Annotated in this window: 14 protein-coding genes and 2 riboswitches; of the genes, 8 read left to right on the forward strand and 6 right to left on the reverse strand. The window is 65.7% G+C overall.

Going from position 1 to position 19,535, the window contains the following annotated elements; all coding sequences use genetic code 11:
• Positions 1 to 308 precede the first annotated feature (308 nt).
• Positions 309 to 5,342, forward strand: coding sequence for a putative Ig domain-containing protein (locus NKG59_RS05720; RefSeq protein ID WP_315862594.1), 5,034 nt, complete (start codon positions 309 to 311; stop codon positions 5,340 to 5,342).
• A 93-nt stretch (positions 5,343 to 5,435) separates the two neighbouring features.
• On the opposite strand, the gene NKG59_RS05725 is transcribed toward NKG59_RS05720, so the two are convergent.
• The gene (locus NKG59_RS05725) at positions 5,436 to 6,578 is read right to left on the reverse strand and encodes an NAD(P)H-dependent flavin oxidoreductase (RefSeq protein ID WP_253535849.1); all 1,143 of its coding nucleotides are present in this window, start codon (positions 6,576 to 6,578) and stop codon (positions 5,436 to 5,438) included.
• Between the two features lie 215 nt (positions 6,579 to 6,793).
• A riboswitch (TPP riboswitch) is annotated at positions 6,794 to 6,895 on the forward strand.
• A gap of 98 nt (positions 6,896 to 6,993) precedes the next feature.
• On the opposite strand from NKG59_RS05725, the gene thiC reads away from it, so the two are divergent.
• The 6 genes from thiC to NKG59_RS05755 all read left to right on the forward strand — a co-directional run bounded on the left by thiC (position 6,994) and on the right by NKG59_RS05755 (position 12,864).
• On the forward strand, positions 6,994 to 8,901 hold the full coding sequence (thiC, locus tag NKG59_RS05730) for a phosphomethylpyrimidine synthase ThiC (RefSeq protein WP_045205184.1): 1,908 nt from the start codon (positions 6,994 to 6,996) through the stop codon (positions 8,899 to 8,901).
• A gap of 12 nt (positions 8,902 to 8,913) precedes the next feature.
• Entirely contained in the window at positions 8,914 to 10,059 is a 1,146-nt protein-coding gene (locus NKG59_RS05735; RefSeq protein WP_253535850.1) for an FAD-dependent oxidoreductase, read from the forward strand.
• Positions 10,056 to 10,271, forward strand: coding sequence for a sulfur carrier protein ThiS (gene thiS / locus NKG59_RS05740; protein WP_045205182.1), 216 nt, complete (start codon positions 10,056 to 10,058; stop codon positions 10,269 to 10,271). Before NKG59_RS05735 ends, thiS begins: the two co-directional genes overlap by 4 nt.
• Before the next feature lie 9 nt (positions 10,272 to 10,280).
• Positions 10,281 to 11,108 carry a thiazole synthase gene (locus tag NKG59_RS05745; RefSeq protein WP_253535851.1) on the forward strand — a complete coding sequence of 276 codons (828 nt, stop codon included), beginning with the start codon at positions 10,281 to 10,283 and terminating at the stop codon, positions 11,106 to 11,108.
• Positions 11,105 to 12,259 carry a thiamine phosphate synthase gene (locus NKG59_RS05750; protein WP_253535852.1) on the forward strand — a complete coding sequence of 385 codons (1,155 nt, stop codon included), beginning with the start codon at positions 11,105 to 11,107 and terminating at the stop codon, positions 12,257 to 12,259. Before NKG59_RS05745 ends, NKG59_RS05750 begins: the two co-directional genes overlap by 4 nt.
• Positions 12,260 to 12,384: 125 nt before the next feature.
• Positions 12,385 to 12,864: a VOC family protein gene (locus NKG59_RS05755; protein ID WP_253535853.1), complete on the forward strand. Its 480-nt coding sequence runs from the start codon at positions 12,385 to 12,387 to the stop codon at positions 12,862 to 12,864.
• A 68-nt stretch (positions 12,865 to 12,932) separates the two neighbouring features.
• On the opposite strand, the gene NKG59_RS05760 is transcribed toward NKG59_RS05755, so the two are convergent.
• From NKG59_RS05760 to NKG59_RS05780, 5 genes are all read right to left on the reverse strand, one after another.
• On the reverse strand, positions 12,933 to 13,292 hold the full coding sequence (locus tag NKG59_RS05760) for a hypothetical protein (protein ID WP_253535854.1): 360 nt from the start codon (positions 13,290 to 13,292) through the stop codon (positions 12,933 to 12,935).
• A gap of 14 nt (positions 13,293 to 13,306) precedes the next feature.
• Positions 13,307 to 14,218 (reverse strand): bifunctional hydroxymethylpyrimidine kinase/phosphomethylpyrimidine kinase, encoded by a 912-nt coding sequence (gene thiD / locus NKG59_RS05765; RefSeq protein ID WP_253535855.1) that lies wholly within the window; start codon positions 14,216 to 14,218, stop codon positions 13,307 to 13,309.
• A 528-nt stretch (positions 14,219 to 14,746) separates the two neighbouring features.
• Positions 14,747 to 15,442: a hypothetical protein gene (locus tag NKG59_RS05770; RefSeq protein WP_253535856.1), complete on the reverse strand. Its 696-nt coding sequence runs from the start codon at positions 15,440 to 15,442 to the stop codon at positions 14,747 to 14,749.
• A gap of 74 nt (positions 15,443 to 15,516) precedes the next feature.
• Positions 15,517 to 16,923: an alkaline phosphatase gene (locus NKG59_RS05775; RefSeq protein ID WP_253535857.1), complete on the reverse strand. Its 1,407-nt coding sequence runs from the start codon at positions 16,921 to 16,923 to the stop codon at positions 15,517 to 15,519.
• Between the two features lie 16 nt (positions 16,924 to 16,939).
• Positions 16,940 to 18,400 carry an alkaline phosphatase gene (locus tag NKG59_RS05780; protein WP_253535858.1) on the reverse strand — a complete coding sequence of 487 codons (1,461 nt, stop codon included), beginning with the start codon at positions 18,398 to 18,400 and terminating at the stop codon, positions 16,940 to 16,942.
• A 225-nt stretch (positions 18,401 to 18,625) separates the two neighbouring features.
• Here NKG59_RS05780 and NKG59_RS05785 point away from each other — a divergent pair, with 225 nt between their 5' ends.
• The gene (locus tag NKG59_RS05785; protein ID WP_253535859.1) at positions 18,626 to 19,375 is read left to right on the forward strand and encodes an AAA family ATPase; all 750 of its coding nucleotides are present in this window, start codon (positions 18,626 to 18,628) and stop codon (positions 19,373 to 19,375) included.
• A gap of 42 nt (positions 19,376 to 19,417) precedes the next feature.
• A riboswitch (S-adenosyl-L-homocysteine riboswitch) is annotated at positions 19,418 to 19,501 on the forward strand.
• Positions 19,502 to 19,535: the final 34 nt, after the last annotated feature.

A 19,535-nucleotide genomic window follows, 5' to 3' on the forward strand; every position in this document is an offset into this window, starting at 1 on the left:
ACACATCATGCCAATTCATCCGAAAGTTGGTATTGACGACACGGGACACCTTTCATAGCATCGCGTCGGGATCATTACGCCTGCTCATTTTAAAAGAAACAAAGGGGCATTGATCTGCCGGGGGGTATTTGTGAGGGTTAACGCTTAATCATTGCCTGGTTAGACGCTATGCAATGGATTGTAGGTGTTCAAATCTGCGCGCTATTTCCCCTCATTACCGGGGAGTGCCTGATAGGGATCGGGCACTGAATTTCCCATGACGACACAAAGAGAAAAGCCCGCGACAGAGCGGGCGGAGCGAGGGAGAAATGCGCGTGCTGAAACAAAGCAGCCCGTATGGCCGGCGTGGGGTCGCCGGATGGTCAATGTTCAGGTGCCTGAAGGCGCAGGGGCGGGAATGGATGCGCCGGGGCCTGCTGGCCGTGCTGGCGATTTGGCTGACGGTGTTGTCGCAGGGGGCGTTTGCGAGTTCGTGTACGGTCACGTTCTCAACGACAATCAACACCAAGAAGGCCTATTCCTTCACTCCCACCGATCAAGCTAACTGCGAGCATGGCGGCATAATCCCCATCGCATTCGACAGCGCGGGCAACGGCAACAATACGGACCCGCCCGCGCAAACGACGCCCACCGCACAGGGCGGCACCATTGCGGTCTACAACGGGTTTGTGCCTCCAGCCGGGGACCCAAACATCAGTGGTTTCGTCTATACCCCGGCCACCAACTTCAGCGGCACTGACACGGCCGTGTTCTATACCAGTGACGACGGTGTCACCTACACACCGAGCGGTACCGTCATCATCACTGTCATCAACCCTGCGCCGACGGTGACGAGCATTTCGCCGAGCTCAGGCCCCACCGCAGGCAGCACCTCCGTCACCATTACGGGCACCAATTTCACCAGCGTAACGGCGGTCAAGTTTGGCGCGACCAACGCCACCGGCTTCACTATTGATAGCGCCACGCAGATCACGGCCACCTCGCCGGCAGGGGCCGCTGGCACTGTTGACGTCACCGTGACCAACGCTAGCGGAACCAGCACCACCGGCATCGCCGACCGATACACCTTTGTGGCGCCTCCCGTTGCGAACGCGGTCAGCACCACCGTTACACACGGCAGTACAAGCAACCCCGTCACGCTGAACATCACCGGAGGCACGCCGACCGGCGTGGCCGTCGCAACGCAGGCAGCGCACGGCACAGCCACCGCGTCGGGCACGTCGATCACCTACACGCCCAGCGCGTCCTACTCTGGCTCGGACTCATTCACGTACACGGCAACCAACGCGGGCGGCACGTCTGCTCCGGCCACCGTGACCGTCACCGTGTCGAATCCGACAGTCACATATGGGCCGTCCTCGCCTGCAGCCGGCACGGTGGGTACGGCTTATAGCCAAACGCTGGCTTCGGCCAGTGGCGGCACGGCGCCTTATACCTACACGATCGCGTCGGGTGCGCTGCCGGCGGGCATCTCGCTGGCCAGCGACGGCACGCTGTCGGGCACGCCCACGGCGGGCGGTACGTTCAACTTCACCGTCACGGCCACCGACAGCAGCACAGGCACCGGCCCGTTCACGGCGACCAGCGGTACGCTCACGCTGACCGTCGCCGCACCGACGATCACGCTCTCGCCGTCCACACTGAGCAATGCCACCGTTGCAACGGCATACAGCCAGACGATAACGGCCAGCGGCGGTACGGCGGCCTACACCTACGCCATCACTGCTGGAGCGTTGCCGGCCGGCCTCACGCTCAGTTCTGGCGGCGTGCTGTCGGGGACGCCCACGGCAGGCGGCACGTTCAACTTCACCGTGACCACCACCGATAGCAGTACCGGCAGCGGCCCGTATACGGGCAGCCGCGCCTATTCGCTGGTCGTCAATGCGCCCACGTTGGCGATCACACCGGCATCGGGCAGCCTCAGCGCTTCGGCCGGCGTGGCTTACAGCCAGACCTTCACAGGCAGCGGCGGTCTGGCGCCATACACCTATAGCCTTGCGGTCAATAGCGGGACGATGCCGACCGGTCTCTCGTTCAACACCGGCACCGGCGTGTTGTCCGGTACGCCCACCACCACGGGCGTGGTCAATTTCACGGTGACTGCCACCGACCACGCAACTGGCACGGGGCCGTACAGCACGTCTGGCACCTACACGCTGACCACCTCGGCGCCCACCATTACTGTGTCGCCCACCACACTGAGTGCGGCAACTGTCGGCGCCGCCTACAGCCAGACTGCCACGGCCAGCGGGGGTGCCGCGCCTTATAGCTACGCACTGACTGCGGGTGCGCTGCCAGCGGGCCTGAGCTTGAATGGCAGCACCGGGGCGATCACTGGCACGCCCACGGCGGGCGGCACCTTCAACTTCACCGTCACGGCCACCGACGCCAACAGCTATACCGGCTCGCGTGCGTACACCCTGACGGTGGGCGCTGCCACCGTCACGGTGAGTCCGAGCACGCTGCCGGGCGCTACCGTCGCTACGGCTTACAGCCAGACCATCTTGGCCAGCGGCGGCACAGGTTCCTACACGTATGCCGTCACGGCGGGTTCGCTGCCGGCGGGGCTGACGCTGTCCAGTAACGGCACGCTGTCGGGTACGTCCACGTCGGGTGGCGTGTTCAACTTCACCGTCACCGCGACTGACAGCAGTACCGGAACCGGCCCCTACACCGGAAGCCGTGCCTACTCCTTGACGATCGCGTCGCCCACCTTGACCATCACACCGGCCTCGGGTTCTCTCAGCGGTGTGGCAGGCACGGCGTACAGCCGCAACTTCACGGCAAGTGGTGGTACGAGCCCATACATCTATGGCCTCGTGGTCAACAGCGGCACCATGCCCGCGGGCCTGACGTGGAACGGCGCCACCGGCACGCTGTCAGGTACTCCAACCACGGCCGGCACGGTCAGCTTTACTGTCACCGCGACCGACAGTTCGACGGGGACGGGCGCTCCATTTGCGGTAGGCGGTGTCTATACGCTCACCATCGCCGCGCCTAGCGTGACGGTATCGCCGGCCACGCTGCCCAACCCGGCGATTGCATCGGCGTACAGCCAAACCATCTCGGCAGCCAATGGCACCGCGCCGTACACCTACGCTGTGACGGCGGGTGCGTTGCCGGCAGGCCTGAGCTTGAACACCACCACCGGCGTCCTCTCGGGCACGCCCACCGCAGGCGGAACGTTCAACTTCACCATCACGGCGACGGATGCGAATAGCTTCACGGCCAGCCGTGCCTACAGCGTCACCATCGGTGCGCCCACGGTCACGGTGAGTCCTGCGGCCGCCAATTCGGCCCAGATCACCACGGCCTACAGCCAGACCTTCAGTGCGGCCGGCGGCACCGCGCCTTACACGTACGCCGTGTCCACAGGTACGTTGCCCGCGGGCCTCAGCCTGAACGCCAGCACAGGCGTTCTGTCGGGCACGCCCACTACGCTGGGCAGCAGCACCTTCACCGTGAAGGCCACTGACAGCAGCACAGGCACCGGCGCCCCGTACAACGGGACACGCAGCTACACGATCACGGTGGGCCAGGTGATCGGCACTGCGCCGGCAATCACGGCCACCACCATGTCGACGGCACCGATCACGCTGCATGCAACGGCCAATGCAACGGGCGGTCCGTTCTCGTCCATTGCGATTGTCAGTCCGCCTGCCAGCGGCACTGCCGTCGTCAACGGTCTGGACATCGTCTACACCCCCACCCCGACCACCTCCGGCGCAGTCAACTTCACCTATGCGCTGATCAACACGGCTGGCACATCCGCGCCGATTCCGGTGACGGTCAACGTGAATGCGGTGCCCATTGCCGTAGCGCAGAAACAGGCCATCACGTCATCTGGCCAGGCGGTGAGCGTGGACTTGACCGAAGGCGCCACGGGCGGCCCCTTCACGGGAGCGACGCTGGTGTCGGTGGTGCCAGCCAACGCCGGCACGGCCACGATCGTGCAGAAGGCTGTGCAGACGCCGGCGGGCGTGAGGAGCCCGGCTGCGGCGGCATCGACCTATGTGCTGAACTTCACGCCGTCGGGCACCTACAGCGGCCAGGCCGTGCTGACTTACACGCTGTCCAACGCGTTTGCCACCTCGGCACCGGCCACGGTGCAGGTGAGCGTGGCGCCGCGCAAGGACCCCTCGGCCGACCCGGATGTGGCAGGTCTGATCAACGCGCAAGTCCAGGCTGCGCGCCGCTTTGCCACCACGCAGATCGACAACTACAACCGTCGCCTGGAAGCGCTGCATGGCACTGGCCGGGCACCGTCGGGCAACGGTTTGACTGTCGCCATGCCGGGCCAGCGCGTGGACATGCAAGCGCGTTGCCAGGATGTCGCCGGCATTGCCGCGCACGATGCCTGCATGCGCGGTGACGGCCAGGGCGTGCGGCCATTCGCGCGCGGCAAGCGCAACACCGATGCGGCCAACGGCAACACCGACAAGTCGAACGCCGATGCGGGTCCCGACCTGCCCGGTGCTGATGCAGCCGGCGCTGGCCCGGACAACACTGACCCGAATCTCGCGTTCTGGAGCGCCGGTACGCTGGACTTTGGTTTCGCCAACGCGGGCACGCAACGCTCCGGTTTCCGCTTCACCACAGGCGGTGTGACGGCCGGCGCAGACTATCGCGTGTCGGATCAGCTCTCGATTGGTGGCGGCTTCGGCTACGGGCGTGACTCCACCGACATCGGCAACGCGGGCACCAAGAGCACGGGCGACAGCTATAGCCTTGCGCTCTACGGCAGCTATCGCCCGCTGCCTTCGTTGTTCGTCGATGGTGTGGCCGGCTTCGGCACGCTCAGTTTCGACTCGCGCCGCTGGGTGACGGACTCCAACGACTTCGCCACCGGCAAGCGCAACGGCAAGCAAGTGTTCGCCTCCGTGTCGGCCGGCTATGAGCATCGCGATCGCACGTGGCTGATCTCGCCTTACGGACGCCTGGCGGTCTCGCAATCGACGCTGGATCAGTTCACCGAATCGGGCGCCGGTCTCAACGCGCTGACGTATTTCGATCAGACGGTGACGACGGTATCCGGCACGCTGGGCCTGCGTGCGGAATACACGCAGAAGACCAAGTGGGGCACGTTCCTGCCGTTCGCTCGGGTGGAGTACCAGCACGACTTCAATGGGCAGAGCAACGCGGGGTTGGCATACGCCGATCTGGCATCGGCGGGCCCCGCATACTACGTGCCGGGTACGCCGTTTGGCCGCGATCGCATGCAGATCGGGTTGGGAACGAAGTTCCGCACCGGGCCGCTCACGTTTGGGCTGGACTACAGCGTGATGGCGGGGATGGGTGGTTTGCAGCAGGGGATTCGGTTGACGTTTGCTGCACCGTTCTGAGCCAATAGGCGGTAAGCGCCCAACAAAAAGCCAGCCTTCGGGCTGGCTTTTTGTTTCGGACGAGATGTCAGCGCATCAGCTAACCGTCCAGGATCACGCCGGCTTTTCCCCAGTCAGCAGGTAATGCATCAGCTCCCGCACCGGCCGAATCGCTTGCCCAAACGGCAACTTCCCGGCCCCACGGAAAAACAGCCCGCGCTCCACATCCCCGCGCAGCGCCTGCGCAAGCTTCAGGTCAATGCAGAACTGCCCGACCTTCCCAATCCCATCCCGCAGCCCGCACGTCTGCAAGCAATCGAACCCCTGCAGGCAATCCCGCACCTTGGCCTTGGCCTGCAGCGCGCTTTCGCGGGAGAGATAACGCGACAGCCAAGGCGTCATCACCGCCCGCGCCGGCAACCCGGCCACGCTGACGAATTCGCCGATATCGCCTTGCTCCGCGCCCGTCAGCACCCGCTTGAAGCGCACGTGCGCATCGCCCTCTTCCGTCACCGCAAACGCAGTGCCGAGCTGCACCGCAGCGGCGCCCTTGTCGAGCCAGTGCTTCACCTTGGCATGCGAATCAATGCCGCCGGCCAGGATGATCGGAATCTGTTCCGCAGCCAGCCCCAGCTTGATGAACAGTTCACGGCATTCGTCCAGCACGCGCGCGAACGAAAAGCGCTCGTCGCGCAAATCCTCAATGCGGGCTGCGCCCAAGTGCCCGCCCGCATGCGTCGGATGCTCGATCACCACCGCATCCGGCAACCGAGACTTCTTCATCCACCGCTTGAGCACCACGCCCACGCCGCGTGAGTCAGAAAGAATCGGGATCAGTGCAACCCTCGGGTGCTCGGCGGTCATCTCGGGCAGATCGAGCGGAAGCCCCGCGCCCATGACGATGGCATCGGCGCCGCTCTCGCACGCCTGGCGCACGAGCGCGGGGTGCGATTCCACCGCCTTCATCACGTTCACGGCGATCATGCCGTTGCCCTGGCTGCCTTCACGCGCGGCGCGGATTTCGCGGTCCAGCGCGACGAGGTTGGCGGCGTTGATGGCGTCCTTGTCGCGCGATTTCTCGGTCGCGGCGATGAGATCCGCATGGTGATGCCGCAAGTCGATGCTGGCGATGGTGCCGACGCCGCCTTCGCGCGCCACGGCGCCGGCCAGCCGGTGCGCCGAAATACCCACGCCCATCCCGCCCTGCACGATGGGTACGAGGCTGCGCCCCGCGAGTTTGAACCGACGCTCCAGCATGACAACTCCCAGCGGCAATGCCGCAATGCAATAGAAAAGGGATTGAGCGTCGCATAGGTGAAACGCAGCGGGGTTGCGCAAGATCAAGGCCGGCTGCGTCAGTGCGCGCCGCCGCACATTGCATGGCGGTTTGGACTGAAATGACCCGTCGGCCGTCACCTCATTGGTTTTCGTGCTGGCAACGCCGGCAGCCCTGTGCTTAAATTCAGCCTCGTTGGATGAAACAGGGGTGCCGTACGGATGGGCCGTGCGGCTGAGAGAGTCCCTTCGCACCCGATCCGGTTCGTACCGGCGTGGGAAGTTTCAGAACACCGCGTAGTCTCTGGCAGCCACCCCTCAGTTCTTCGGGTCACGCCACCTCTCCCGGTTTCGTCCACTGCCTGCTCCACCAGGCCACAGAATCTAGGACGAGACCATGCCCCAAGCCAAAAACGCCCCCGCCGCATCGTTCGACTCGCTGCAGTCCGAGCTCGACCAGAAGTTCGCCTATCCGGCCTCCAGCAAGACCTACATCAACGGCAGCCGCCCGGATATCCGCGTGCCGATGCGCACCATCAAGCAGACCGCCACGCGCACCGACAAGGGCGAGATGCTGAACCCGCCGGTGCCGGTGTACGACACCTCGGGCCCGTACTCCGACCCGGACGTGCACATTGATCTGAAGGCGGGCTTGGCCCCGCTGCGCGCCAAGTGGATCGACGAGCGCGGCGATACGGAAATCCTCTCGGGCCTGTCGTCCGAATACGGCCGCACGCGTGCCAATGATCCGGCCACGGCCCACCTGCGCTTTGCACAACTGACGAACCCGCGCCGCGCCAAGGCCGGCGCCAACGTGAGCCAGATGCACTACGCGCGTCGCGGCATCATCACGCCCGAAATGGAATACGTCGCGCTGCGTGAATCGCTGAACCTGCAGGCGCTGCAAGACAAGCCCGAGTACCGCCAACTGCTCAAGCAGCATCCGGGCTTCTCGTACGGCGCCAATCTGCCGCAGCGCCCGGAAGACATCACGCCGGAATTCGTGCGTGCGGAAATCGCTGCAGGCCGCGCGATCATCCCCGCCAACATCAACCACACCGAGCTGGAGCCGATGGCCATCGGCCGCAACTTCCGCGTGAAGATCAACGGCAACCTCGGCAACTCGGCGGTGACGTCATCGCTGGCCGAGGAAGTGGAAAAGATGGTGTGGGCAATCCGCTGGGGCGCCGACACGATCATGGACTTGTCCACCGGCAAGCACATCCACGAGACGCGCGAATGGATCCTGCGCAACTCGCCGGTGCCCATCGGCACGGTGCCCATCTACCAGGCGCTGGACAAGACCGGCGGCGTGGCCGAAGACCTGACGTGGGAGATGTTCCGCGACACGCTGATCGAACAGGCTGAGCAAGGCGTGGACTATTTCACCATCCACGCGGGCGTGCTGCTGCGCTACGTGCCGCTCACGGCCGACCGCATCACGGGCATCGTCTCGCGCGGTGGTTCGATCATGGCCAAGTGGTGCCTGGCGCATCACAAGGAAAACTTCCTGTACACGCACTTCGACGAGATCTGCGAAATCATGAAGGCGTACGACGTGTCGTTCAGCCTGGGCGATGGTCTGCGCCCGGGTTGCATTGCCGACTCGAACGACGCCGCGCAATTTGGCGAGCTGCACACGCTGGGTGAACTCACCAAGAAGGCGTGGGAGCACGACGTGCAGGTCATGATCGAGGGCCCGGGCCACGTGCCGCTGCAACGCGTGCAGGCCAACATGGACGAAGAGCTGAAGCACTGCTTCGAAGCGCCGTTCTACACGCTGGGCCCGCTGGTGACCGACATCGCCCCGGGCTATGACCACATCACCAGCGGCATCGGCGCAGCCAACATCGGCTGGTACGGCACCGCCATGCTCTGCTACGTCACGCCCAAGGAACACCTGGGCCTGCCGGACAAGGAAGACGTGCGCGAAGGCATCATCACCTACAAGATCGCTGCGCACGCGGCTGACCTTGCCAAGGGCTGGCCGGGCGCGCAGCTCCGTGACAACGCGCTGTCGAAGGCTCGCTTCGAATTCCGCTGGGAAGACCAGTTCAACCTCGGCCTCGATCCGGAGAAGGCACGCGCCTTCCACGATGAAACGCTGCCGGCCGAGGGCGCCAAGATCGCGCATTTCTGTTCGATGTGCGGTCCGAAGTTCTGCTCGATGAAGATCACGCAGGAAGTGCGCGACTACGCGGCATCGCTCGACGCCAACGCCACTGCCGCAGCAGTTAACCCAACTGCGGGCATGGAAGAGAAGTCGATCGAGTTCCGCAAGAGCGGCAGCAAGATCTACAGCTAACCAACCGGTGCAATGCCAACCTCGACTTCATTCGACGTAACGATCCTCGGTGGCGGCCTCGCTGGCCGCCTGTGTGCCTGGCAACTCGCGCAAACGGGGGTGCCCCCCGCGCGCATTGCCGTGGTGGAGCGCGGCCCGCGCGACGGCAGCGGTGCCGCCGCGTATGTTGCTGCAGCCATGCTGGCGCCATTGGCCGAAGCTGCCGTGGCCGATCGTTTCGTCGTCGACTTGGGGTTGGCGAGCCTGGCGCTGTGGCGCGATTGGTTGCCCAAGCTACGCACGCCGGTCTTCTTCCAGGAGGCCGGCACGCTGGTGGTGTGGCATGCGGCAGACCGTGGAGAGGCATCGCTGTTTGCCAACCACGTGCGCAATGCCGCGCCGCCCGAGCGCGTGGCCGCCGATCTGCGTGCCGTAGACGCAACGGGCATTGCCCAGCTCGAGCCGCTGCTCGCGCAACGCTTCACGCAAGGTCTGTATCTGGCGGGCGAAGGTCAGCTCGACCCGCGCGGCGTGTTGGATGCGCTGGCGACCGAGCTCGAAGCGCTGGGCGTGCAACTGCGCTGGAACACGGAAGTTGCCGATCCAAGCCCCGACGCGCTGGCCGCTGCAGGGCTTGGCGCGCGCCTCGTGCTCGATTGCCGTGGCCTGGGTGCCAAGCCGCAATGGCCGCGCTTGCGTGGCCTGCGCGGCGAGGTGGCGCGCATCCATGCGCCCGACGTGTCGCTCACGCGGCCGGTGCGCATGCTGCATCCGCGCTATCCGCTGTACATCGCGCCCAAGCCGGGCAACGTCTACGTAATTGGTGCGACCGAGCTTGAATCCGACGACATGTCGCCGGCAAGCGTGCGCTCCACGCTGGAGCTGCTGTCTGCGGCCTATGCCGTGCACCCCGCGTTTGGCGAGGCGCGCGTGCTCGAGCTGAACACGCAGTGCCGGCCGACGCTCCCGGACCACCGTCCGGCCATCCGCTGGGATGGCGCTGGCACGCTCTCGGTCAACGGCCTGTACCGGCACGGCTACATGATCGCGCCAGCCGTCACCCAAGCCGCGGTGGCAGCGGCGTGCGACGTGCTGGACGGCTGTGCCTTCGATACGGACGACTGCGAATGGCCTGCGCTGTTCGCTGGCGCCGTATCCCCCGAACCTGTTTTGTCATGACGCTGAACGTCACCCTCAACGACCTGTCGCTCGCGCTGCCTGCGGGCAGCACGCTGGCCGATGCCATTGGTGCTGCCGCGCCGCAACTGCAGATCGCCCCGCCGTTTGCCGCATCGGTGAATGGCGATTTCGTGCCCAAGGCGCGCCATGCGCAGCATGCGCTCAACGCGGGCGATCGCATTGCACTCGTGCAGCCTGTCGTGGGCGGCTAGGAGTTTCTGATGTCGACAACCAATCTTTCCACCGTGGCTGACCCGCTGCGCCTGTACGACGAGACCTTCGCCTCGCGCCTGCTGCTCGGCACGGCGCGTTATCCGTCGCCGCAATCGCTGGAAGACGCGGTGCGCGTGTCCAACCCGGCCATGCTGACGGTCGCGCTGCGCCGCCAGAGCGCCGGCTCGCCCGAGGGCGGCGCTGGCTTCTGGAAGATGCTGCGCGCGCTCGGCGTGCCCGTGCTGCCGAATACCGCTGGTTGCTATTCCGCCGACGAGGCTTACACGCTCGCGCAGATGTCGCGCGAAGTGTTCGAGACCGATTGGATCAAGCTCGAAGTCATCGGCGATGACTACACGCTGCAGCCGGACACGCTCGCCCTGCCCGCCGCCGCCGAACGCCTCATCCGCGATGGCTTCAAGGTGCTGCCGTACTGCACCGAAGACCTCGTGCTGTGCCGCCGCCTGCTCGACGTCGGTTGCCAGGCGCTGATGCCCTGGGCCGCACCCATCGGCACCGGCCGCGGGCCCACCAACCCGTACGGCCTGCGCCTGCTGCGCGAGCGCCTGCCCAACGTGCCGCTCATCGTCGATGCGGGCCTGGGTGTGCCGTCTCACGCCACGCAAGTCATGGAATGGGGCTACGACGCCGTGCTGCTGAACACCGCTGTCGCGCAGGCGGGCGACCCGGTGGCGATGGCGCAGGCGTTTGCGATGGCCACGCAGGCTGGTCGTCTCGCGCGCCTGTCTGGCCCGATGCCTGAGCGTGATGTTGCGCAGGCCAGCACGCCGGTTGTTGGGTTGCCGTTCTGGCATGCGGAAGAGAAGCAGGCATGAGTGCATCCGCCTTGCGTTTTTCCGCCGCGTGGCCGGAAGCGGCTGCATTGGCCGCACAGATCATCGATCGCCATGTGGAAGCGTTTGGTCGCGCGCCGCACGCCTGGAGCGTGACCGACCGCGCCGATGAAGCCACCAGCCCCGCCACCGTTCTGCTGACGACGGATACGGCGCAAGCCGAACGTGCTCGCTCTGCGGGCGCCGCTGTTGTGCTGACGGCAGTGGAAGGCGATCAACGCATCGACACCGTGTACGACCGCCTCGGCACGTACCGCTTCGCGTCTGCGGCACAAGGCAATGCATTCGATGCGCGCTTTGCTGCCATCTTCGGTGCAGCACTTGCGCTGGCATTCGAGCCGCGCGATGCGCTGTGCGTGGCACGTGCGTGGATCGCCGAAGGCAATGCCGACGCGCTCGCCTGGCCGACTCGCTTCGACGTCCTGCCCCGCGTGCTCGAACCGGCATTGCCGTGCCCGACCGCAGCGGACCTCGCCTTTGCGCCGTGCCCGACGCAACTCGGCATCTACGCTGTCGTGCCGGACGCTGAATGGGTCGAGCGCCTCGTCGCGCTGAAGGTGCCGACGGTGCAGCTGCGCTTCAAGTCGGACGACCCGCAGGCGGTGATCGACCAGGTGCGCCGCGCAGAAGCAGCGGCACGCGGCAGCGCTACGCGCCTGTTCATCAACGACCATTGGCGCGTGGCGCTGGATGTGTACGCAGAGGTACCCAACAGCGGCATCTACGGCATTCACCTCGGCCAGGAAGACATCGACGAGGCTGACCTGGTGGCGATCCGCTCGGCCGGTCTGCGCCTTGGCATCAGCACGCACGGCTTTGCCGAAATGCTGCGCGTCGCACCGCTGAACCCGAGCTACCTTGCGCTGGGTGCCGTGTTTGCCACGCCCACCAAGACCATGCCGACCGTGCCGCAGGGTCTCGGCCGCTTGTTCGCGTACGCGGCCGCCATGCGCACGCGTGTGCCGGCGCCGCCGCTGGTGGCCATCGGCGGCATCGATCTGGCAGCGATGCCGCGCGTGCTGGAATCCGGCGTGGGCTCTGTGGCGGTGGTGCGTGCCATCACCCAGGCGGCCGATGTGCCGGCTGCGGTCGATGCGCTGCAAGCGACGTTCGCGGCGCACGTACGCCCCTGAGCATCGCGGGCGGCACGTCCTACGGGTTTCGACACGCAAGCGCTTTTTCGCTGACCTATCCTGTTCGTGCGCCGCTGCGGTCGTTGCCGCAGCGGCTTTCCAAAACACGCTGCAGGAGACTACACATGACGGTCAAGCCCATCCCCGAGGGTTACCACAGCGTCACCCCGTACCTGAGCATCAAAGGCGCCGCGCGCGCCATCGACTTCTACAAGCAGGCCTTCGGCGCCACCGAAATCATGCGCATGAACGGCCCCAACGGCACCATCGCGCACGCTGAAATACGCATCGGCAATTCACCGATCATGCTGGCCGATGAATTCCCCAACATGGCCTGCGCCAGCCCCGACACACTGCAGAGCACGTCGGTCGGGATGATGATCTACGTGCCCAACGTGGACGCCGTATTTGCCAATGCCCTGAAGGCCGGCGGTACGGAAGTCCGCCCGGTGGTGGACCAGTTCTACGGCGACCGTTCGGGCACGCTCAAAGACCCGTTCGGCCACGTGTGGACGGTCTCAACGCATGTGGAAGACGTGGCGCCCGATGAGATGGCCAAGCGCATGGAGAAGTGGACGAAGGAGCAGGCGGCGGCGTCGGCGTGAATATCGGTGTGGCAAAGAAAAAGCGCGGACGAGAGCCGCGCTTTTTTTTGCCCATGTTTGTTGATGGCCTAGCGCGGCTGGCACGTCACCTGCACGTTGTTCACATCGCCATTGACCGTGCCGCTGCCATTGGTCACCACGCAACTGGCCGATGCGGGCTGCGCGCTGATCGTCACCACGTAGCTATTGTCGAATGGCACCAGCCCGCCAAACACGAACGGCCCGTTGGCCGCCAGCGTGAGCGAATCGCGGCCGTTGTTGAGCAACACGATCGACTGGCCGCCGGGCAGCCCGGTCAGCGTGCCGCCAATCGAGAAAACGCTGCCGATGGGCGAGCCCAGGCTGATGTAGCCGTTACAGGCACCGAGCAGCGCGCACAGCGCAGCGACCGGAAGGCAGCGAACCAGCATGATCGGCAGGCGTTTCATGGCAGCTCCCCTGATCAGTCTTCGTCGACATCCACTTCAAGCGAGCGCGGTGCTGCGAGCGGCCGCGGTGCGAACCCGTGGTTCAACGGACCCGCGCCGCGCCCGAGCGCCAGATGCCGACCCGCGCCGATGGCATGCAGCAGGTAGTCGAGCGAGGCTTCGATGGCCACTTCCAGCGTGTCACCGCGCGCCAGGTGCGCGGCGATGGCGGCGGACAACGTGCAGCCTGTGCCGTGTGTGTGCGGCGTGTCGATGTAGGTATGGGCGTAGACGCGCTCGGTGCCGTCGGCGGTGACGAGCACGTCTTGCAGCACGCCGTCTTCGCCGGCGGTAGACGCGCCGGCCAGATGCCCGCCCTTGAGCAGCACGGCGCGGGGCCCAAGCGCCAGCAGGTCGCGCGCGGCGGGCAGCATGTCGTCGGCGGTGAGCACCTCGCGGCCGAGCAGCGCGCTGGCTTCCGGCAGGTTGGGCGTGACGAGCAGCGCGCGGGGGAACAGCCACTTCGCCATCGCCTGCGCCGTGGCATCGCTGCCGAGCTGCGCGCCGCTGGTGCTGACCATGACCGGATCGACGACGAGGTTGGCGATCGGGTGGCGGTCCAGCGCAGAGAGGATGGCCTCCACCACCTGCGGCGTGCCCAGCATGCCGGTCTTGGCCGCATCGACGCCAATGTCGCTTGCCACGGCATCGATCTGCGCGGCGACGATGTCGGGTGTGAGCGATTCCACCGCCGTCACACCCAGCGTGTTCTGTGCGGTGATGGCCGTGATGGCCGACATGCCGTAGCAGCCGAGCGCGGCAAACGTCTTCAGGTCAGCCTGGATGCCCGCACCGCCGCCACTGTCCGAACCGGCGATGGTGAGCACGCGAGGCACGTGCGAGGCGGGAGCGGCAAACGCAGCGAGGGTCGGGTCGGTGATCGTCATGTCGGTGCGAATGTTTGGGGGGGGTGTTTCGCACTATAGCGCTATCGCGGCCGGATCGACGCGCCGGCCTCTGACCTTGGAAGGCGACGGTTTCAGGCCCAAGCGCGAAGCGAAAACCGTGGAGCGCGACGGTTTTTGGCTCGGGCGCGAGGCTCAAACCGTAAGGGGCGATCGTTTCTGGCCCGAAGGCGAGCCTCAGACCGTGGAGCGCGACGCCCTGACCCTCGATCACGAGGCCCAAACTGTGGAGCGTCACCCCGCGAGGGTCGAACGCGGGGCTCAGAGCGCGGCGCACCGCTGTCAAAGCACCGTTTTGTTGGCTCTTGGAGAGCCGCGCGTGGGGCTCCGAGCGCCGTTCGCCACCCTCCAAGGCTGGAGCGTGAGGGTTGGAGCGTGGAAGGCCGCCCTCCGAGGTCGAAAATTTGAAGCTCGGAGAGCGGAGCACCGGCCTTGGGTGCTGGCGATCGACTCTCCGACCCTGGAGCGCGAGGCTTTCTGCCCCGCGCTCCGGCTGCAGACGGCGGCGCGTCAGTCCATCAGGTCGGTGTAATCGGCGGCGGCGTAGCGTTGGGCGCGCTCCCACGGTGCGGCGGCGGGCGCCGGCAATGCCGTCACGCGCGTGAGCTTGCGTTGCGTGCCGGTGGCGTTGCGCGATTCCACGCGACGCGGGTATTGGCCGGCCACGTCCCAATCGACGGTGACGGTGCGCTCGCCCTGCGTCGAGCGGTAAGTCTGCACGCCATTGCGTACCGGGCCTTCGACGCGCATGCCCTTGAGCGCGGCCGGGTCGAGCAGGTGATAGGCCGTCGCCCACGAGCCGTCGAAGCCGATGTTGGAATATTCGGCCGGTTCCACGGCGTAGTTCTTCTGCTGCGACTCGCTGACCACGCGCACGGTCAGCGCGCCCTTGGCGTCGCGTTCGATCCAGCGTGGGGCGGTGTCGGTGTCGGCGTGTTTGTGGCCGGCGTGGGCGTTGGCGTGGTCATGCTCGGCGTGGGCCGACGCGGGCGGTAGTTCGCGGGCGATCCAGACGCGGTCGCCCTGGCGATAGACGCGCTCGGCAAAGCGGACGTCGCGCTGGATGCCGTCAGTGCCGAGCGACGACAGTTGGTGTTCGACGCGCAGGGCGGTCAGCGAGTTGGACGAAGCCGGGCCGGCGGCCTGTGCCGTGGCAGCGAGCGCGGCGAAGGCGAACGAAAACAGAATGCGGGCAGATCGGGTCATACGAGTTCGGTCAGGCTGAAACGAAAAAAGCGCACGCCGATGACCCGGCATGCGCATCAATGGAAACGCAGGAATCAGAGGCCCATGGCCGTCTTGACCACGCCGAACACTTTCGTGTTGTCCAGCGTGCCCTTCAGCGGTGTGCTGCCCGGACCAGAGGAGAACAGCATCACATCCCCGCCGCCGTGCGTTTCCGAACCAGGGGTGCCGAGCTGCACGCCCACTTCCTGCAGGTAATCGTCTGCAGCCGTGTCGACCGAGGCCACGTTGTCGCGCGTGGCCTTGCGCGGCGTGCCGCCGTTGCCGAACACCAGCGTGGTGTACGGCAGGCCGTCGGCGGCCAATTGCGGCTGGCCGGTTTTGATGTCGTTCGACACGCCCAGGATCGGGTTGCCCTTGCGGGGGTAGCCGTTGATCGTCATCGTGTGGTCGTGGTCGGCCGTGACGACAATCAGCGTGTTCGACAGATCCGCAATCGACAGCGCGCGCTTGATGGCTTCGTCGAATGCGCCCGCATCTTCGAGTGCGCGCTTGGCATTGGTGCCGTGCAGCGCGTGGTCGATGCGGCCGCCTTCCACCATCAGGAAATAGCCCTTGCCGTTCTTTTGCAGCACGCGCATGGCCTTTTCGGTCATGTCGGCCAGGCTGGGCTCATCCACATTGTTCTTCTTGCGGTCCAGCTCGTAGTTCATGTGGTCCAGGTTGAACAGGCCGAGCAGCTTGTTCGTCGTGGCCGGGTTGACGGCGGTCAGTGCCGTGCCGGTGGTCACGTAGGTGTAGCCGGCGGTCTGGAACTGGGCGGTCAGGTCGGTCGTGTCGGTGCGCTTGCTGCCCGTCGTGCCTTGCGGCAGGTAGTGACGGCGGCCGCCGCCGAGCAGCACGTCCAGGCCGTCCTTGAGCGCGGCGTTGTACAGCGCGTTGCCGGGCGCGCCCTGCGCAGCGATCTGGTTTTCACCGTCGCGGTGGCAGATGTGCGAGTACGTGGCGGCCGGCGTGGCATGCGTGACGCGCGTGGTCGTGACCGCGCCCACCGACTTGCCGGCAGCCTTGGCCAGCTCCAGCAGCGTCACGGCCGGCGTGCCGTTGTTGGCGGGGCACGTACTGTCTGCGCCGCTCACGTAGCCCTTGCCGGTGGCATCGCTGGCCTTGGTGTCGGCCGACATGGAGATGACTTCGTTATTCATCTTCACGCCGGTCATGTACGCCGACATCGACGGCGCGCTGTCGGTGGTCTGCGCATCGTTGGAATACGTCTTGATGCGCGCCGTGCGCTTGAGCGATTCCATCGTCAGCTTGCCAGCCTCGCCCACCTTGTAGATGCGCGTGGCGGTGACGGTGGTCGGGCCCATGCCGTCGCCCAGGAAGAAGATCACGTTCTTGGCTTCACCGGCGGCGTGCGCTTGTGCGCAGGCACCGGCTGCCAGCGCCAGTAGGCCGGCTTGAATGACGCGATTCGGGATGCGATTCGATTGCTTGTTCATGATTGCCCTCTCCCTCTTACAGACCCACGGCCTGCTTGATGAGGCCGAAGACCTCGGTGTTGTCCATCGTGCCGGTAAAGCGCTCGGCACCCAGGCCGCGTGCGCCGATGAAGACATCGGTGCCGCCGTGCGTTTCGCCGCCCGGCGCAACCGGGATGACGGCTTCCTGGTGATAGCTCTTGTCGTACACGGCAGCATCCGTCAGCGCGCCGCGCGTGACCGGGCGGTTCTCACCCGTGCCGAAGCCGATGATGGTGAACGGGTTGCCCCCCGTGTCGGTGGCGTTGGCGCCCGTCACGTAGTTCTTCAGCAAGCCGAGCACGCCGGGGTTGCTGTCGCTGGTCGGGCCCGTGCGCTTGGCGTAACCGTTGAGCACCAGCGTGTGGTCGTGGTCCGCCGTCACGACGATCAGCGTGTTCTTCAGGCCCGGGTCGATCGTGTTGAGCTTGTCGATTGCGCCGCGGATGGCAGAGTCGAACGCCACGGTGTCCTGCAGCGCCTTGCGCGCGGTGGTCTCGTGCAGCGCGTGGTCGATGCGGCCGCCTTCCACCATCAGGAAGAAGCCCTTCTTCTTGGCGGCGAGCACGTCGATGGCCTTGTTGGTCATTTCGCCCAGGCTCGGTTCCTTGCTCGGGTCACGATCCAGGTCGTACGACATGTGGCTACTGGTGAACAGGCCCACGACCTTGCTGTCCGTGGCTTGCAGCGTGTCGAACTCGGCTTTGTTGCTGGCATAGCGGTAGCCGCCGGCCTTGAGTTCAGCGATCAGGTCGCGGCCGTCGGTGCGCGCGCCGCCCGCCGTGCTCGGCTGGAAGTGCTTGCGCCCGCCGCCAAAGACGACGTCCACGCCATCACCCAGCGCGGCGTTGAAGCCCTTGCCCGCCGGCGTGAGTTGCGCGGCGATGGTGTTCTCGCCATCGCGGTGGCAGATGTGCGAATACGTGGCCGCCGGCGTGGCGTGCGTGATGCGCGTGGTGGTGACCACGCCCGTGCCATAGCCTGCTGCCTTCATCAGTTCGAGCAGCGTCGTCACGGGTTTGCCGTTGCCGCTCGGGCAGGTGCTGTCGGCGCCCGAGAGGTAATCCTTGCCGCCCGCGTCATAGGCCATCGTGTCCGCAGACATCGAGATGACCTCGTTGTTCATCTTTACGCCGGTCATGTAGGCAGACATCGACGGCGCCGAGTCGGTCACCTGCGCGTTGTTCGAGAAGGTGCGCACGAAGCCGGTTTCCGGCAGCGTGTCCATGGTCAGTTCGCCGTCTTCGCCCACCTTGTAGATGCGTGCGGCGGTCATGGTGGTCATGCCCATGCCGTCGCCGAGGAAGAACACGACGTTCTTGGTCGGTCCGGTTGACGGTGTGTTGGCGTCCGGCGCAGCGCTGCCGGCGTTGCTGGACGTGCCGTCGCTGCCGCACGCGGCCATGGCGAGCGCGGCTGCCACGGCGGCGGCGTACTTCGTGAGTTTATGGTTGTGCATCGTTGGCTCCCTGAACGATGCCCGGCACTTTGGTGGCCGTGTGTTGCATGTCCGTGATGCGGGTGCGCCACTTCCTAACCGGATCGCAAGGTTTGCCTGTGACAGCGCATTGACACTGCGGTGTGATGCGCGTTACGGAAGCTCGATTGCCTGAGCAGGCAACCGGTCCCGAGCCAGCATGCGGCGCGATACGATGCGGCATCTGCGATTTGCTCCGCGCCCCTCATGCTCACCCGCCAGTTCGTCAGCCACGTCACGTTGCGGCGCGACACCGTTGCCGCGTTTGAAGCGTATCTGTTCAGCCTGCCCGCCGTGCGCGCGCTCGAGACGCTGGAGCTGCATCCCAAGGTCACGTTCCTCGTTGGCGAAAACGGTTCGGGCAAATCCACGCTCATGGAGGCGATTGCCGTGGCGCTTGGCTTCAACGCCGAGGGCGGCTCGCGCAACTTCAATTTCAGCACGCACGCATCGCACTCCGAGCTGCACGCGCATCTGCGCATTGCCCGGGGCTTTCGCAAGCCGCGCACCGAGTTCTTCCTGCGCGCCGAGAGCTTCTTCAATGTGGCCACGAATATCCAGCAGATGGATGACGAGCCCGGCCTGGGCGGGCGCGTGATCGATTCCTACGGCGGCCGATCGCTGCATGCGCAATCGCATGGGGAATCGTTTCTCGCGCTGCTGATGAATCGGTTTGGCCCGAACGGCCTGTATCTGCTCGACGAACCCGAGGCGGCGCTGTCGCCGCAGCGGCAGTTGGCCGTGCTCACGCGCCTGCACGACCTGGTGCAGGCGGAAAGCCAGTTTGTGATCGCCACGCACTCGCCCATCCTGATGGCTTATCCCGACGCATGGATTTATCAGTGTGATGGGGACGGCATTCGGCGCGTCGCCTATGAAGAGACCGAGCACTTTCAGGTCACGCGGGACTTTCTGGCCAATCCGCAGCGGATGCTGAACATGCTGCTGGAGCAATGAACGGCCGTGGTGACGGACGGCCGAATCCGCTACAATCCAGCCCATTCCGAGGAGCGTTGCAACGACCGGCCCAAGTTCAGACGGGGCGGCCGCCAGGCTCGGAAGTTCAAACGGCGCTCGCAGTATCGTGGCTGACACGATGGCGAGAACGCATCTATCC

It is taken from the genome of Ralstonia chuxiongensis (assembly GCF_024158925.1).
Lineage (GTDB): Bacteria > Pseudomonadota > Gammaproteobacteria > Burkholderiales > Burkholderiaceae > Ralstonia > Ralstonia chuxiongensis.

Coding starts and splice junctions, on each gene's coding strand:
- thiC (WP_045205184.1), top strand. CDS start 6,994: ATGCCCCAAGCCAAAAACGCCCCCGCCGCATCGTTCGACTCGCTGCAG.
- NKG59_RS05745 (WP_253535851.1), top strand. CDS start 10,281: ATGTCGACAACCAATCTTTCCACCGTGGCTGACCCGCTGCGCCTGTAC.
- thiD (WP_253535855.1), bottom strand. CDS start 14,218: ATGACGATCACCGACCCGACCCTCGCTGCGTTTGCCGCTCCCGCCTCG.
- NKG59_RS05735 (WP_253535850.1), top strand. CDS start 8,914: ATGCCAACCTCGACTTCATTCGACGTAACGATCCTCGGTGGCGGCCTC.
- NKG59_RS05725 (WP_253535849.1), bottom strand. CDS start 6,578: ATGCTGGAGCGTCGGTTCAAACTCGCGGGGCGCAGCCTCGTACCCATC.
- NKG59_RS05750 (WP_253535852.1), top strand. CDS start 11,105: ATGAGTGCATCCGCCTTGCGTTTTTCCGCCGCGTGGCCGGAAGCGGCT.
- NKG59_RS05775 (WP_253535857.1), bottom strand. CDS start 16,923: ATGAACAAGCAATCGAATCGCATCCCGAATCGCGTCATTCAAGCCGGC.
- NKG59_RS05760 (WP_253535854.1), bottom strand. CDS start 13,292: ATGAAACGCCTGCCGATCATGCTGGTTCGCTGCCTTCCGGTCGCTGCG.
- NKG59_RS05785 (WP_253535859.1), top strand. CDS start 18,626: ATGCTCACCCGCCAGTTCGTCAGCCACGTCACGTTGCGGCGCGACACC.
- thiS (WP_045205182.1), top strand. CDS start 10,056: ATGACGCTGAACGTCACCCTCAACGACCTGTCGCTCGCGCTGCCTGCG.
- NKG59_RS05755 (WP_253535853.1), top strand. CDS start 12,385: ATGACGGTCAAGCCCATCCCCGAGGGTTACCACAGCGTCACCCCGTAC.
- NKG59_RS05720 (WP_315862594.1), top strand. CDS start 309: ATGCGCGTGCTGAAACAAAGCAGCCCGTATGGCCGGCGTGGGGTCGCC.
- NKG59_RS05780 (WP_253535858.1), bottom strand. CDS start 18,400: ATGCACAACCATAAACTCACGAAGTACGCCGCCGCCGTGGCAGCCGCG.
- NKG59_RS05770 (WP_253535856.1), bottom strand. CDS start 15,442: ATGACCCGATCTGCCCGCATTCTGTTTTCGTTCGCCTTCGCCGCGCTC.